This window comes from Pedobacter sp. SYP-B3415 (genome assembly GCF_004138205.1).
Classification (GTDB): Bacteria; Bacteroidota; Bacteroidia; order Sphingobacteriales; family Sphingobacteriaceae; genus Pedobacter.
On sequence record NZ_RXNQ01000034.1, the window covers coordinates 282,948 to 297,073 of the forward strand.

General features: G+C 46.9%; 16 protein-coding genes. 7 read left to right on the plus strand and 9 right to left on the minus strand.

The features are described from left to right. Positions 1-97: 97 nt before the first annotated feature. Both EJV45_RS16140 and EJV45_RS16145 read right to left on the minus strand, forming a co-directional pair. Positions 98-526: a MauE/DoxX family redox-associated membrane protein gene (locus EJV45_RS16140; RefSeq protein ID WP_129717246.1), complete on the minus strand. Its 429-nt coding sequence runs from the start codon at positions 524-526 to the stop codon at positions 98-100. A gap of 99 nt (positions 527-625) precedes the next feature. Beyond that, positions 626-1,195, minus strand: a complete 570-nt coding sequence (locus tag EJV45_RS16145) for a hypothetical protein (protein WP_129717248.1) — start codon at positions 1,193-1,195, stop codon at positions 626-628. Positions 1,196-1,400: 205 nt separating this feature from the next. On the opposite strand from EJV45_RS16145, the gene EJV45_RS16150 reads away from it, so the two are divergent. Together EJV45_RS16150 and EJV45_RS16155 are read left to right on the plus strand one after the other, a co-directional pair. Continuing rightward, the gene (locus EJV45_RS16150) at positions 1,401-1,802 is read left to right on the plus strand and encodes a hypothetical protein (RefSeq protein ID WP_129717250.1); all 402 of its coding nucleotides are present in this window, start codon (positions 1,401-1,403) and stop codon (positions 1,800-1,802) included. Between the two features lie 95 nt (positions 1,803-1,897). Beyond that, the gene (locus tag EJV45_RS16155) at positions 1,898-2,947 is read left to right on the plus strand and encodes a HesA/MoeB/ThiF family protein (protein ID WP_129717252.1); all 1,050 of its coding nucleotides are present in this window, start codon (positions 1,898-1,900) and stop codon (positions 2,945-2,947) included. A gap of 39 nt (positions 2,948-2,986) precedes the next feature. On the opposite strand, the gene EJV45_RS16160 is transcribed toward EJV45_RS16155, so the two are convergent. Further along, positions 2,987-3,265, minus strand: coding sequence for a SelT/SelW/SelH family protein (locus EJV45_RS16160; RefSeq protein ID WP_129717254.1), 279 nt, complete (start codon positions 3,263-3,265; stop codon positions 2,987-2,989). Between the two features lie 94 nt (positions 3,266-3,359). Here EJV45_RS16160 and EJV45_RS16165 point away from each other — a divergent pair, with 94 nt between their 5' ends. Together EJV45_RS16165 and EJV45_RS16170 are read left to right on the plus strand one after the other, a co-directional pair. Beyond that, the gene (locus EJV45_RS16165; RefSeq protein ID WP_129717256.1) at positions 3,360-4,253 is read left to right on the plus strand and encodes an S-adenosyl-l-methionine hydroxide adenosyltransferase family protein; all 894 of its coding nucleotides are present in this window, start codon (positions 3,360-3,362) and stop codon (positions 4,251-4,253) included. Between the two features lie 114 nt (positions 4,254-4,367). After that, on the plus strand, positions 4,368-4,658 hold the full coding sequence (locus tag EJV45_RS16170) for a hypothetical protein (RefSeq protein ID WP_129717258.1): 291 nt from the start codon (positions 4,368-4,370) through the stop codon (positions 4,656-4,658). Between the two features lie 199 nt (positions 4,659-4,857). Here the strand turns inward: EJV45_RS16170 and EJV45_RS16175 are convergent, their stop codons facing one another. The 4 genes from EJV45_RS16175 to EJV45_RS16190 form a co-directional block, all read right to left on the minus strand. Next, complete coding sequence (locus tag EJV45_RS16175) at positions 4,858-5,355, minus strand: YdeI/OmpD-associated family protein (protein WP_129717260.1); 498 nt, start codon at positions 5,353-5,355, stop codon at positions 4,858-4,860. 41 nt (positions 5,356-5,396) lie between these two features. Next, entirely contained in the window at positions 5,397-6,638 is a 1,242-nt protein-coding gene (locus tag EJV45_RS16180) for an MFS transporter (protein ID WP_129717262.1), read from the minus strand. A gap of 114 nt (positions 6,639-6,752) precedes the next feature. Next, complete coding sequence (gene bla, locus EJV45_RS16185; RefSeq protein WP_129717264.1) at positions 6,753-7,628, minus strand: subclass B3 metallo-beta-lactamase; 876 nt, start codon at positions 7,626-7,628, stop codon at positions 6,753-6,755. A 731-nt stretch (positions 7,629-8,359) separates the two neighbouring features. Beyond that, positions 8,360-9,967, minus strand: coding sequence for a PQQ-dependent sugar dehydrogenase (locus tag EJV45_RS16190; protein WP_129717265.1), 1,608 nt, complete (start codon positions 9,965-9,967; stop codon positions 8,360-8,362). Between the two features lie 273 nt (positions 9,968-10,240). Here EJV45_RS16190 and EJV45_RS16195 point away from each other — a divergent pair, with 273 nt between their 5' ends. Together EJV45_RS16195 and EJV45_RS16200 are read left to right on the plus strand one after the other, a co-directional pair. Further along, positions 10,241-11,791: a family 43 glycosylhydrolase gene (locus EJV45_RS16195; protein ID WP_165305081.1), complete on the plus strand. Its 1,551-nt coding sequence runs from the start codon at positions 10,241-10,243 to the stop codon at positions 11,789-11,791. A 43-nt stretch (positions 11,792-11,834) separates the two neighbouring features. Next, on the plus strand, positions 11,835-12,089 hold the full coding sequence (locus EJV45_RS16200; protein ID WP_129717269.1) for an FUSC family protein: 255 nt from the start codon (positions 11,835-11,837) through the stop codon (positions 12,087-12,089). 158 nt (positions 12,090-12,247) lie between these two features. Here EJV45_RS16200 and EJV45_RS16205 read toward each other — a convergent pair whose 3' ends face one another. Together EJV45_RS16205 and EJV45_RS16210 are read right to left on the minus strand one after the other, a co-directional pair. After that, a complete protein-coding gene (locus EJV45_RS16205; protein WP_129717271.1) occupies positions 12,248-12,682 on the minus strand; it encodes a VOC family protein in 435 nt (144 codons plus the stop codon). A gap of 65 nt (positions 12,683-12,747) precedes the next feature. Next, entirely contained in the window at positions 12,748-13,518 is a 771-nt protein-coding gene (locus EJV45_RS16210; protein WP_205942402.1) for an aminoglycoside 6-adenylyltransferase, read from the minus strand. Positions 13,519-13,755: 237 nt separating this feature from the next. Here EJV45_RS16210 and EJV45_RS16215 point away from each other — a divergent pair. Further along, positions 13,756-14,126 (plus strand): hypothetical protein (locus EJV45_RS16215; protein ID WP_165305082.1); only part of this gene is annotated, 371 nt, incomplete at its 3' end.

Sequence of the window (14,126 nt, forward strand, 5' to 3'; positions counted from 1 at the left end):
TTTTGCATTTGAAAAAGCAACAAAAAGTTGGTTTAAAAATGGGTTTAATAGTTACTTCCGGCATCGCCTGAAGTTAAAAATGTCTATGCTCAGCCGCTCATACCTTCCTCCTTTCCCGGCCATTTAAAAACAGGCCGCACAAAGACAGGGCTGCGCCTGCCAGGTTTAAAATAAAATGTCCTTCCCAGCTCAGGTTGCGGACAGTGCCAATACAGTTGCAAGGTGCCTGTGGAAAGTAGTCTGCAATAACAAGCGCGGCATACATAGCCGTTAGCGAGAAAAGAACGGTTGAGACAAAAATGCCGGCTCGCTGCCAGGGTGCGTGTAGCAGAAAAATTAACATCAGCAGGTTTAACGCTGGCAGCAGCCAGGTCAAAAGCGAAGTCACGCTGTCAGGAAAAACCTGGCTTTGCAGATGCCTGACATACTCACCGCGGTTTAACAGGCCGTCTGCGAGCGTATACGCCCAGTAACCGCCAAGTGCGAACAGCACAGTCATAAGAAAGATATATTGAAACGATCTCATACTGTAAAGTTCGCACAGGTACTGCCGGATCAAATGGGCAGCGGGCGGTTACGCAGGCACCCTTAGAAGGGAAAAATACCGGCAGCAGACGGTTCAGGCCTATGCCTGACGTTTAGAGCGCAGCAAGCTTGTTTCTGACATGCGCAGATATGCACAGATCAGGCGGTTCGGAAGGCGATACCAAATGTCAGGAAATTCGGCCTGGAAAGCTTCGAAACGATACGGCGGCCTCATGAGTAACATTCTGTTGTGCGCTTGTCGCCGTTCTTCCTTCCGGTGGAAAAAATAACGCAACACTTTCTCTGCTTCAGGCTGTTCCTGCCAGATTCGTTTTGCGTCATTCATAGATAGGCAGATGAGTTCGGTTGGCTCAATGGCCTTCAGGAAGGAATACACCCTGGTTTTAAAGCCAAAAAGACCCGAAACCGAAAAAACGAGATCGCCGGGAACAACAAAATCAGCAAGAATGTCGTCGCCATAACCGGCTTCCTGCCAGCAGGCAAACAGTCCTGATTCTACAAATGAGACTTGTTTTCGGAAAACTGAAGCACCTGCGTAATCCTTCTGTTCACCGTACCGTCTGCGGTAGAGATATGGCTCCACTGCATGGTAGAAACCAGCAGACACACCAGTGCCCGCCAGCAAATTCTGGATTTTTAAATATGACATGGGACGATAAAAATTTATATTAAATATACTTTTTTCGTCCGATTTATAAAACATGTTTCTGTAACTTACTTTGATGTCAAATTTGAGTTAACATGGGCTGCCCGCGTCATCTTTTTCGTTAGTAGTCTCAAAGCCTGCTATTTCTGATTTGGTTGGTATCCGAAACTCTGTTATTTTTACCACAGGGGGGCAATAATTTTCAGCCATGACGTACTACGTGCATTCAGTTGCCTCTTTAAGAAAGATCCTTTGGGCCGACAGCATTCTCGGCGGAATCACCGCTATTGTCGGTATAACATTGGCAAAGCTTGCGGGCAGGTTCCTCGGGCTTCCGGTTGCTGTTGTGTTTGCCATAGCGGTCATAACCCTTTTGTATGCCCTGCTTGCATTCTCCCTGGCTATCCAAAAAAGACCCCCGGTATTGAGGTTGGTGTTTCTGATCCGGGCAAACTGGTTCTGGACAGGCGTAAGTATTTTTTTACTTATCCGTTTTATTAGCGGGTGTACAGTGTACGGCGCCATTTTTTTAATTCTTCAGGTGCTGGTTGTTGGCCTGCTGGCTTTGTTGGAGGGCCGGCATTTAATGCAGACAGAGCCGCTCAGCTAAGTTGCATTGCATCAGCCGATGGACAAAAAATATAGATTAGACCGGTCTGAGGCTTATCAGCCTGTCAATATTGTTTAACTTTCCAAAAAATTCAGATGGAACTTACCGCAGAAGATTATCAAAGATATAACCGGCAGATCAGAATGGAAGGTTTCGGCGCTGAGGCACAGCTCAGCCTCAAAAAGGGTTCTGTTTTGGTTGTGGGTGCAGGCGGACTGGGGTGCCCGGCTTTGCTTTATCTGGCTTCGGCCGGTGTCGGAAGGATTGGCATTGCCGATAACGATGTGATAACCTTGTCGAACCTTCAACGACAGATCCTTTTTGATACGGCAGATATTGGCAAAGCAAAAGCAACCGTTGCTGCTGAAAAACTTCGTTTGAAAAATCCCCATACAGCAATGGAGGTTATCAATGCGCGTGTAACGGCACAAAATGTGCTGGAAATTGTTAGCCGGTACGATGTTGTGATCGATGGAACAGATAATTTCGAGGCGGCTTATCTGCTTAATGATGCCTGTGTTATTACTGGCAGGCCCCTGGTATACGGTTCGCTGTTTCAGTATGAAGGGCAGCTTAGTACATTCAACTACCAGGGCGGTCCTACGTTACGCTGTCTTTTTCCTGAGCCGCCTGATGATGCCGAAAATTGCAGTATAGCCGGGGTCCTTGGTGTTTTACCCGGGCTTATCGGTACCTGGCAGGCTACTGAAGCTATCAAAATACTCAGTGGCACAGGCAAACCACTCAGCGGCGAACTGCTTGTCTTAAATGCACTCGGGAATCAGATAGATCGCATGCGCTTTGCGGCAGTGCCTGAAAACAAAGTTATAAAACAACTGAAACCATACGGACAGCCGGCTGCGGGAGTAGATATTGATTCTACTACCTTCAGGCAAAAGCTTGAGAATGAAAACGTGCAGGTTGTGGATGTGCGTGAACCCTCTGAGTTTGCTGCTTTCAACATCGGCGGGAAAAACATTCCAGTTACTAATCTCGAAAAACGAATTGATGAAATTGATCCCCGGATAGAGACCGTGGTAGTTTGCCACTCGGGTATCAGGTCTAAAAAGGCAATGGCTGTTATACTTGACCATTTCCCGCAGATTAATATTAAAAACCTGAAATACGGACTGCAAACTTACTAGCGGCTGAGAAGCAAAGGGGGAACGCGCTCATAATGCCTTTTATTTTTTATCGCTGTGACCAAGACTCATGCCGGGAGACACCCGGTCGCGAACCAGTTGCTTAAGCTCTTTGATTTCCGGAAACCGCTGTTCTGTCTGACGGTCGAAGATCAGGGTCTCATCTGCGTAAACCTGAAATACGCCCGATGTATCACTTGGTACAAGCGTAACACCATAAACAACGCCGGCAAATGTTATAAGCAGTTCCTGAGCCATATAAGCTGATCTGAGCATCCAGCCACACTTCGGACAGTAACAGATAGATATTGTTGGTTTCATAACTTAAAGGTATAGATTGCCTGTCCATATTAAAGCATAGCGGCGCTAAAAGGCTGCAAATAGCCCGCGATTCCTGAACAACTAAACCTGCACCATGAAAAATCTGATTTTACTGGCTTTTATCTTTTCCGTTTTTATCGTCCGGGCACAATCGCCTCAGCCTGTTATTGTGATGCAAACAGACTTTGGATTAAAAGACGGCGCTGTCTCTGCTATGAAAGGTGTAGCTACCGGTGTTTCGCCTGACCTGCGAATCTATGACCTGACGCACGAAATACCCCCGTACAATGTCTGGGAAGGCGCCTACCGCCTCTTCCAAACAGTGCCATACTGGCCGAAAGGCACCGTGTTCGTATCTGTTGTAGATCCGGGCGTAGGCACCGAACGGAAATCTGTTGTCGCGCTTACCAGGACCGGGCATTTTATCGTTACACCTGATAATGGCACGCTGACCTTGCTGGCGGATGAAATCGGCATCGCTGCCGTAAGCGAAATAGACGAGGCGTTGAACCGGCGCAGGGACTCCCGGGAGTCATACACTTTTCACGGGCGCGATGTGTACGCCTATACCGCGGCCAGGCTCGCTTCGGGTCTGATCAACTTTGAAGGTGTAGGCAAACAACTCCCGGATACGGTTGTGCGCCTTCCCTACCAGCAAGCTGTGTATGACCAGGGAAAGATTTACGGAACTATCCCTATACTTGATATACAGTATGGAAACGTGTGGACAAACATCGGTAACGACCTGCTTCTGCGTGCCGGTCTGAAGTATGGTGACCGTTTGAAGGTTACGATCAGCAACGGAAAAAAAACGGTTTATACAGGTTCAGTACCTTTCCTGAAGACTTTTGGGGAGGCACCTGAAGGCACACCTCTCGTATACCTGAACAGCCTGATGCAACTTTCAATTGCGCTGAATATGGCAAGTTTTGCTGAAAAATTTGGCATTGGTAGCGGGAACACCTGGAAAGTGGTGATTGCCAATTAACGCGGAGTAAAAAAATATTGAATTTAGTATTATTTAATTGTTCATGGCGGTGTATTTTAGACCGTACCGGCTTTTGTAAACTAACCAATTATTCACCGGTATACATTCATCCCCATGAAACAAGAAGAAATGTTAACCGTGCAGGATCTTGCACGGCTTGAAAAGAAAATTAACGATTGTGTACAACTCCTTTCAGACCTGGTTCGTAAACGCAATCCTCCCATCCAAACGGTCCCTGAGATTTTAAAGGTTGACGATGTTGAACGTCTTTATGCGCTGAGCCCCTACCTGCAGCGCGAGGCGAGAAGAAACGGTACGCTGAGGTACATGGTATCGGGACGGCGGGAAATTACTTATAACAGAACCGCTGTTGAAGCTTTCCTAAGAAGCCGGACATTGAACTAATTACCGGATCAGGCTACTTTCAAGGTCATTTCAGACACCTAAACAGGTGCCCCTGGTCGAAAATGCAAATGGGGCCGCTGCCGTTTACGTGATTGAAGTGTGAAATGTCCTAAGAGCGGTTGTACCGGCTCCGTGCGGTCGTTACCTGCTGCCAGATTGCCGCTGTGGCACAGATGGTTACTATATTTCAAGCTGTTCGTCACTTTTTGGTGAGCGGATAACCGGTCATCGGGATCCGTACATTTTTCTCACCATTTCGAAGCTGTGCAATGATTGTATTGATGTTAGCTGTCCGGGTTTCATCAGTTTTAACTTTATAAAGGTATTTGATCGCATCCCTGCGGCGGGCAGCTGTCAAAGCACCGAAGGCAGCGCTGAGCCCTTCACGCGACAGCGCCGCCTCGAGATCTGGGTGCATGTTGGGAACAGCTTCCTGCTTTTTTTTAACCTGCTTGATCTCAAAGCTGGCAACTTGTCCCAATGCTGTTTTGCCGCCTTTCATCATGATGGCATTAACGAAAAGCCTGTAGGGCGCGTTTTTAACAGGCACCAGTGTTTTGGTGAAATCAAATCCGTTTATTACGCCATGAATGTGAATGTACCCTTTCTCGGGGGTCATCCTTGCAGTAATAGCTACCGGGACATCGACACACCAGTTGATCCCGGTCTTGTAGATCTGAGCTTTGAATTGATACATGATTTAGAAAGTTTAAAACCGATCGTATTGGAGCAGATATACTATTGTTCCAGAAAATCGAGATCGGTATGATGCGTTTCCGGAATTGTCGAAATCGAATAAAAGCCGATGAGAAAACAGATGACGCCAACGATGGCAGCTGCATGCAGTTCCAGTAAAGAAGGTTTCATCCAGCCGTACAGTGTTGTCATACCCACCACCGTTCCGCGAACCATGTTAGGAACTGTCGTAGCTGCGGTGGCCCGAAGATTGGTGCCGAACTGTTCTGCACCAATCGTCACGAACATGGCCCAGTACCCGATTCCGAAGCCCAGCCAAAGGCACATGCCGTACAAAACGGCAGCACTTTTAATGCCGCCATACAGGTAAATTACAGTCCCGATCAGGGTAAAGGCCATAAAAAGTATCACGGCCTTTTTTCGCGACTGAAGCCTGTAACTGATCACTCCGCTGAGCAGATCGCCTGCAGCAAGGCCAACGTAACACCACATAACAGCCAGCCCCGGTTTAATGGCTTCGGCAATATTCATGGCTTTCCCGAGTTCATTTCCGAAGGTGGCAAGAATCCCGATCACATACCAGGTTGGTAATCCAATGCCAATACACTTCAGGTATTTTCTGAACCGGCCGGCATTGGTAAAGAAAGAGAAAAAATCTCCGCGTCTTACGGCATCGTTCTGCTTCATCTGTTTGAACATGCCGGACTCAAAGACACCAATACGCAGCAGCAGAAGGAGGATACCCAACGCTCCGCCGGTAAAATAAGCGTAGCGCCAGCTAAACAGCTCGACAGTAAAGTAAGCTGCAACGGCTCCGAGAAGTCCGACTCCGGCAACTACAGACGTACCAAGCGCCCGCAGTTTTTTTGGCAGGCTTTCAGAAACAAGGGTAATGCCGGCGCCCAGTTCGCCCGCAAGACCTACACCGGCCACAAAGCGGAGCAGCTTGTAAGGGGCAATGTCCTGAACAAAGCCACATGCGAAATTGGCAACCGAGTAGGTAATGATTGAACCGAATAAAACGGAGAGTCTTCCTTTTTTATCGCCCAAAATACCCCAGACAATTCCTCCGATGAGCAGTCCGCTCATCTGCCAGTTTAAAATACTGGCACCTTCAATACTCCTTGCCTGTTCGTCAAGTCCGAGTTCTGTAAGACTTGGAATGCGGACGATGCCAAAAAGCAGCAGGTCATAGATATCAACAAAATAGCCGAGCGCGGCCACAATAACAGGTGCACTGAGCAGGTACTGCCAGTCTTTTTTTTCGGTTTCGCTGATGGTCATTGCTTAGGTTGCTTAAAATACACAGCAGTTAGCGGCATCTCTGCGCCGGCTAGCTGAAGATACATTTTTTTACCCAGCAGTATAATAACTATGACCTTGCTGATTGATGTGGCGTTATTTTTTCGGAAGCTTTTTTTGAACCTCGGCTTCAAGCGCTTTTAATGCTGTGTCGTAGCCGCCACGGTCTGCAAAGGCTTCCGGATTGTAGGCATCGCCGGGTTTCCGTTTTTTATGCAGCGCAAACTGGCTGGCATGCGAAGCTACCCAAATATCAAACGACAGTTGCTTCATCGCGCGCAGCGTATAGAGGTAGTCTGCGGCAACGGTTGGGTAGTCAGGGATTTCATCGAAGGCTTTTCCCGTAACTACACTCGGCATATTGGCAATCAGGACTGAGTAGGCCTTTTTGTTGTCTTTTACTTTAATAAGAAAGCTGGATGAACCCTTTGTATGGCCTGGATGGTGCAGCATTTGAATCTGTGTTCCGCCTGCAGTAATGATTTCGCGGTCATTCAGCAGCCTGTCGGCCTTTACGGGCTGGTAACTCGTGTCTCCGCCGAGGCCATAATCTGATGCCCCTCCATCTGCCAGAACAGCCGCATCGGCCTTATTGATAAATACTTTTGCGCCGGTTTTCTGCTTCAGTGCAGCCATCGCAGCAACATGATCAAAGTGTGCCTGGGTTGTTAACAGAACCTTAATATCGGCCATTTTAAATCCTAACTTTTGAACGCTCTCGGTAATCAGCGGTTCCGAATCTGCTAACCCGGTATTTATCAGGACGTGCCCTTCCGGGGTTGCCACAAGGTAACAGGCAAGGTCATAGGTGCCCACATAATACAAATTTCCCGCAATGCGGAAAGGCTCAGTTGGTGCGGACCATTCAGCGGGATTGTTTTTCGGTTCGCGAACGTTTTGTGCCTCTGTAAAAGTGAATATAAAGGCAAAGAAGGCTGTTGATAACAGCAGTTTGGGGACTGATAATTTCATCGGTAAATTTTTAACCGAAGATAGGCTTTTTCCGGGTTTCTAAAACGCAGGAATCCTGACAAGCTCGGGTAAGGTTCTTCTTGATGGGGCTGTTCGCTGAGAGGTGACAAGGCTTGCGCGTTGCAACGCAAGACTAATGAACCATTGTTGTCCGGGAAAAATTGGCTGAATGAAATAAGATCCTTCTGAACAGTCTGAAAGCAGTATTTGCCTGAGTCCTCTGAATCAAGCACCCTATATTCTATGTTTGTGCTTTTACGTACAGGCGGTGGTTTCTATGAGGGTTTTGCCTGATTACTGCCACTGATAGGTGCGGACCGGCCTTGTATCTTCTCGCCGCAGAAAAGTATTAAAAGTCTTGCACTGTTTTAAGGAGGTTGGGAAGAACCAAGGAGGGGAACCAGCCCGGAACAGAATGATGCAGGGGTAATCCGGGCCTTTTCCCGCCGCCGTTGGACTTTTGATGCTTTTATGCAAGAAGAGATACACAGCCGGAGCGGTTTGCTTCTTTTCCAAGAAAAAGAAGGAGCCCCGCGGCGGTGAGCGGTTCGATACCATAGCCTCACATCTATTGGAAACCAAAGAACTATAGGCTTTCGCAAGACTTTCCCAAGACAACAGTGACTAATGAACCATGATTTCAACTTGATAAGGCGAGGCAATGTTGCATGCCGGTGTTAAGGGACCATCATTTTTATAACCTCGAATTATACAGCGCCAGCTAAAGTTATTTAGCGTTTCGGGCTTTGTTCGCTGCGTGGGATAATAGCCGTCGTATCTCTTGCCCGGGCGCTTCTCTCAGGCGCATTTTTGTTCTTGTTTTCCCTGTGATGTGTTTGTTTGCTGACAGGCTCCTGTCCCGACGCTGCCCCGAGGTAAAAAAATTCCATGATCGACCCGGGATGATAGATTGTCTCCGGTTTCTCTTTGGCCGGGTTCGACGAGGCTGCCGTACTGTCTATGGCCAGGTAAATCTTCCGTCCGTCTGGAGAAATGGCAATGTCACGATAGCGAACCTTGTTTCTAAAATAACTGATTGTGTCGCCGACAATCCGTTTGCCCTCTTCATCAAGCTTAAGGCGGATTAATTTATTGCCCTTTAATGTTGGAACAAGTAAGGAATTCCGCCAGCCGGGTATCGCCGTGGCTGTGTAAACCTCCAGACTGCTGGGCGCTTCTGACGGCCATTGCTGATCGTCTTTCCCTTCCAATCGTTCTTCATATAACCGGGCCAGCAGCTCAGCAGAATTTGGATAAAGCGAAATAATCGGATCATGATAAGTTTTGCCCATCCCGGCTGCATTTTCTTTTTCGCTTACGATAAGCGGGTAGGTCGTATTCCATTTGCCGGGAAGTGCGGCGTGTTCGCTGGCACTGGCCGCAAGGCCGTCATAGTTTCCATCAGCATAACCGATTACGAGGGGGTGCCCATAGTTTCCTGATTTTTCAATGATGTTGATTTCATCGTCTGAAAAAGGGCCATGTTCACTTTGAAAGAGGCGCCCCGAGCCATTTATTTTCGCATAGGCCAACCCTTGCGGATTGCGATGACCATAACTCCAGACGGCGCTTTGCCGGGGAGCATTAAAAGGGTTGTCGTTTGGGATCCACTTGTCAAAGGCATCGCGGTCCTGGTCGGCTTCAGTATTAAAACGCAGAATCTTGCCCTCATATGAAGTTTTCAGCTGGGCACGGTTTGGCTGCCCGGCATTGCCGAACTGCCCGGCACCCATATCGCCCGTGCTGTAAAACAGGTAAAGTTTATCGCCTGCCGGCGCCAAGACTAGGCGGCCGCCGTTGTGGTCGTTACTTTGTGGGATGGTATCACACAAAATCACAGGCTTAATCAGCTTTTCTGTACTCTTGCTGTATTCGTAACGCACAATGCGGCCCCAAAACCGGCAGCCACCGAACTTATCTGCACAACCACTCCCGTCTTTGTCAGCACCGGAAAAAGCGTAGACATACATCAGGTAAACAAATGGTTTTCCGTTTAATAGCTGCGGATGCAGGGCCATTCCCATCAGGCCACCCTGCGGCCAGGGTTTGCCACCGCTGGCTTTGCCCAGCTTATCATAGCGCGGAAATTTTCGTTCTGTATTCAGATCCAAAATTACCGTGCGTTTTCCACTTGCAGGGTCGATGCGGCTCACCAGATATCCCTTTGACTCGGTAACCCATAGCTGGTTGTCGGGTCCATAGGTGATTTCCCAGGGATCGCTTAGTTTGCTGGCAACAACACGGGCGGCAAATCGTTCGCCCATCGGACCGGTAACTGTTTGGCCATTGGCAGACCAGGAAAACGTGATCAACAGAGCTGCGGCGAGAAGTTTTATCATACCCCCGTAACAGCGCCGGCCGCGCTTAGTTGTGCCAGCGGAAAGAAAATAAGGTGCAGCAGAATGTCAAAGATAAAAACGCAAAGATGTTAACCTGTTCGGCGAAAGCATCGGCCCTTGCGTTAACCTAATCATATAAAGTCAGAATCATCGCGATCGTACTGCAAAAATTTTGCGGATCTTATTAGCTTAGCGCCTGATAAGCGTTGTGTCGTGCGTATTGTCTAACGAAGGATGAGAGTAAACAACGAGCCTAATATTTTACAACAGATAATGATAAAATCATTTATTCCCTGCAAACCTCTTAAAGGTGTCATCTATGCGCTGATGACCATCATGTTATTCGTGTCTCCGTGTGTCTTTGCGCAAACCACGGTATCAAAAGACATCCAGAAGGTCGTGATACCAAGTGATTTTCCGGATCCTTCTGTTATCAGGGTGGGTAACACATACTATGCAACATGTTCGGCGTCTGAGTGGGGACCTGTATTTGCTTTGGCAAAGTCTACCGATATGGTAAACTGGGATGTTGTAACATACGCTTTTCCAAATCGTCCGAAATGGTCAACAGCAAATTACTGGGCACCTGAATTGTATCATGACGGCAAAAAATTCTTTATTTATTATACTGCCCGGATTGATGGTGGGCCTCTTTGCGTCGGGGTGGCTACTGCCGATCAGGCGGAAGGCCCATGGACAGATCATGGTCCGGTGGTATGTCAGACTGCAGGTTCGATTGATGCAGCCTGTGTAGAGGATGACAAAGGTCAGAAATTTCTCATCTGGAAAGAGGATGGCAATAGCGTCGGTAAGCCAACACCTATTTGGGGGCAAAAACTATCAAAAAGTGGCATTACCCCAATTGGCGAAAAATTCGAACTCTTCAGGAACGATACACCATGGGAGAGAAATCTGGTTGAAGGCGCCTTTATCATGAAAAAGGGGGAATACTTTTACTGCTTTTATGCCGGTGCAGGCTGCTGTGGTGTAGGCTGCGACTATGCAATCGGCGTAGCCCGTTCAAAAACAATAGAAGGGAAATGGGAGAAATATGCCGCCAACCCAATACTTGCAGGAAATGATGTATGGAAGTGCCCCGGACACGGAACGGTGGTCACAGATACAAAGGGAAATGATCTTTTTATGTATCATGCCTACAGCACGGAAAGCGGTGTATATGTTGGCCGCCAGGCGCTCATCAGCCAGATTGAATGGACTAGCGAGGGTTGGCCGGTCATCAAAAAGGGCGCTGAGCTAATCACCAGAAAAGAGAATACAGCTCTTAGTTTCAAGGATGACTTCAGCAAGCTGGCAAGCAGTTGGCGCTGGCCGGTTGAGCATCAGCCAGTTTATAAGGCTGCGAACGGTTTATTGAACCTGACGGCCCTTAAAGAAACAGAAGCAAATAAAGTGGGGGCTGTCCTTGCTCAGAGCAGCCTGTCCTTTAACTACAGCGCTATATCTGCGGTAAAAGTTACACCAGGTGTAGCGTCGGGGTTGAGCATTTTTGGCGATGTCAACAACGCCATTGGCTTATCTGTTGACAATGGGAACCTGGTCTTATGGAAAGTTCAGCGCAACAAACGAACCATTGTTACACAAACAAAGGCCCCTGCTGCGCGGCTGTTACAATTAAAGGTAACGGTAAAGCAAGGAAGTAAGCTTCAGTATGCCTGGAGTACAGACGGCCGCTCCTGGACAAATATAGGGGGTGTTCTGGAGGGTACTTACCTCCCGCCATGGGACAGAGGCGTACGGATAGCATTGGTTGCAAAGGGTACCGGCACCGGCTATTTTGATTGGATAAGAATCGACAGCATATAATAGTCAGAGACCCGCAGGCGTCATTACCATATTTAAATAAGTTATGGCAAAAAGAAATCTGTCAGATTTCAGCGATGAAGAATTGCTGGATATGTCAAAAAAGATAAAGTCGGCATCAATCATGAACGCGGCATTGATCGGCTTTCTGGTTGGCATTGTGTTTTATAGCATCGCTGCTAACGCATTTGGCCTTGTTATGCTGCTGCCCTTATTTCTGATTTTCAAACTCATGAATAAACAAACCCCTTATAAACGGCAGGAGGTAGAACAGGTGTTGAAAGCAAGAGATCTGAAGTAGACGATAGAAATCATACTCTTTGCAATCGATTCAATTGATCGTATTTGTAATATCGTAGCCCTTGGTCAACAATAAATGTTGATATTGAAGCAAGATGTTCGCTGTTGCTCATATGCAAACGAAGTGTTCCTTACAAACACGTTGCCCGATGATACCCTTTAACTGATATAACTCGCGTCGAATTCCACAATCCACTCGATTCCGTACTTGTCTCTGAACATTCCTGCATAGGCGCCCCAGGGACTATCGGCCATAGGCGCTTCAACGTTGCCACCGGCTGACAGGCCGTTGAAGATTTCTTCCGCCTCCTGGCGGCTTTCAGCACTGATCGAAATTTTAGACCTGTTTTCGTTTTCGTTTACAGGTCCCATAAATGCCGGAACGTCGTTGGCTATTAATACGTTGTGTTTCCCGATGGGCAGAATGATGGTCATTATCTTATTCGCATCTTCTTCCCCGACAGGGAAATCGGGGCCTGACAGATCTTTAAAACGAACGATTTTCGTAAAATCTCCGCCAAAAACCGATTTGTAGAAGTTGAATGCTTCTTCAGCGTTTCCGTTGAAGTTGATCCAGGGATTGATAGTTCTCATAATTTTATTTAATGTTTTCTGTTTGAGGTTTGCCGCCTTTCCTAAAGGCTCTGATGGAGCGGACTTTATTCGATTTTACGAAGCAACATTTTCAGATCCGGCGCAACACCTAATCGATCAAATAGTTTGTGAGACAATTCAAATGAATTTTTCAAAGCTATTTCCAGGTTTGCGCTAATCAGATCAGATGTGGTGCTTGTAAAATCTTTGTACCAGTCATTATTGATGTCTTTTTCCAAGCCTTTGGTCGGACTTTCCCAATGATCAGTTTGGTGGGTCGCTAACCGGATCAGCCAAAGCAAATACTTTTGTACAACCAACAGACTTTGGTAAGCATGTGCATATTCTTTCCTTTTCAGCAGATTGTTTGTTGTTAACAGTACATTTAACAAAGACTTTGACAAAAACAAAGTGTTTTCGTTTGTGCTTCGCTCAGGGGATTTTATAGTTACTTGAGCAAGGATGTCAGCCAGCAAGCCATCTTTGTCGATGATATTCATCTTGTCGAAGTCGCTGAATGCTACAGACCCTTCCCATGATCGTATGACGTCAATTTCATTTACTGGTAGAAAATGGAACTCACCCCTGACGAGGTTTTCAAAGACTGCCACCTCACTGCCGTATTCATTTATAAAATATAATGCTGTCGGGTAAATCTGATTTACCCACAACTGGCCCGAGAAATTTTCTTTGTCTTTAAGAAAGATATAAAACTCAATATCTGAATATTGGTCGCCTTCATCTTTGGTAAACGAGCCGTACATGAAGACAGCAGAAACGTTGTCGTCTTTTTGAGCGATTGACTTCACGGTATCAATCATCTGTAACTGTATCATGATTCGAAGGTTGGGATTGTATAATAGATTCCTGCACCACTGCTGTGATGAAAATTATTTTCTCTCTGAACAGTTACATATAGCTTCATTGGGGCCTATGTTTTAGGTTTCTGATAAATTTAATAAATCTTTTGCGGTTACTTTCTTATTACCGATACTTATGTTAGTGCATTTAGAAAAGTCTTAAAAATTCCGGTATGAGAAGAACTAAGACATAGAGTAAGGCTGTGAATATTCATGATTTTTGGTTCTCTCTACAAACACAACAATCTTTTTTTCATTCAACTCAATGAGGGGCTTTGCGCTGGTTCTGGCTCGTTATTTATGCAACGGTTTCTCCTTGTTCTTTTCTCTTTGATCCAGAATTACCTCCGTTCAACCTTCCGCTTTGCTAAAGGTTTGGCTGCGGTGATCCGGGATTACCTTCGCTCAACCTTCCACTGCGCTGCAGGTTTCGCTGCGGTGATCCCGGAGGGGGGGCTGTATGTCCCTGATATAAGTTGCCCAAAAATGGGAACAAAAATTATGAGAACACAAGGAAAAATAATCAGTACACATCGGGTGTATTCGCAGGAATTTAAGCGTGAAATTGTCGAAGCCTTTGAGAG

Excerpts from the sequence above, each read along its gene's own strand:
- EJV45_RS16140 (WP_129717246.1), bottom strand. The coding sequence starts at position 526 with ATGAGATCGTTTCAATATATCTTTCTTATGACTGTGCTGTTCGCACTT.
- EJV45_RS16145 (WP_129717248.1), bottom strand. The coding sequence starts at position 1,195 with ATGTCATATTTAAAAATCCAGAATTTGCTGGCGGGCACTGGTGTGTCT.
- EJV45_RS16150 (WP_129717250.1), top strand. The coding sequence starts at position 1,401 with ATGACGTACTACGTGCATTCAGTTGCCTCTTTAAGAAAGATCCTTTGG.
- EJV45_RS16155 (WP_129717252.1), top strand. The coding sequence starts at position 1,898 with ATGGAACTTACCGCAGAAGATTATCAAAGATATAACCGGCAGATCAGA.
- EJV45_RS16160 (WP_129717254.1), bottom strand. The coding sequence starts at position 3,265 with ATGAAACCAACAATATCTATCTGTTACTGTCCGAAGTGTGGCTGGATG.
- EJV45_RS16165 (WP_129717256.1), top strand. The coding sequence starts at position 3,360 with ATGAAAAATCTGATTTTACTGGCTTTTATCTTTTCCGTTTTTATCGTC.
- EJV45_RS16170 (WP_129717258.1), top strand. The coding sequence starts at position 4,368 with ATGAAACAAGAAGAAATGTTAACCGTGCAGGATCTTGCACGGCTTGAA.
- EJV45_RS16175 (WP_129717260.1), bottom strand. The coding sequence starts at position 5,355 with ATGTATCAATTCAAAGCTCAGATCTACAAGACCGGGATCAACTGGTGT.
- EJV45_RS16180 (WP_129717262.1), bottom strand. The coding sequence starts at position 6,638 with ATGACCATCAGCGAAACCGAAAAAAAAGACTGGCAGTACCTGCTCAGT.
- bla (WP_129717264.1), bottom strand. The coding sequence starts at position 7,628 with ATGAAATTATCAGTCCCCAAACTGCTGTTATCAACAGCCTTCTTTGCC.
- EJV45_RS16190 (WP_129717265.1), bottom strand. The coding sequence starts at position 9,967 with ATGATAAAACTTCTCGCCGCAGCTCTGTTGATCACGTTTTCCTGGTCT.
- EJV45_RS16195 (WP_165305081.1), top strand. The coding sequence starts at position 10,241 with ATGATAAAATCATTTATTCCCTGCAAACCTCTTAAAGGTGTCATCTAT.
- EJV45_RS16200 (WP_129717269.1), top strand. The coding sequence starts at position 11,835 with ATGGCAAAAAGAAATCTGTCAGATTTCAGCGATGAAGAATTGCTGGAT.
- EJV45_RS16205 (WP_129717271.1), bottom strand. The coding sequence starts at position 12,682 with ATGAGAACTATCAATCCCTGGATCAACTTCAACGGAAACGCTGAAGAA.
- EJV45_RS16210 (WP_205942402.1), bottom strand. The coding sequence starts at position 13,518 with ATGATACAGTTACAGATGATTGATACCGTGAAGTCAATCGCTCAAAAA.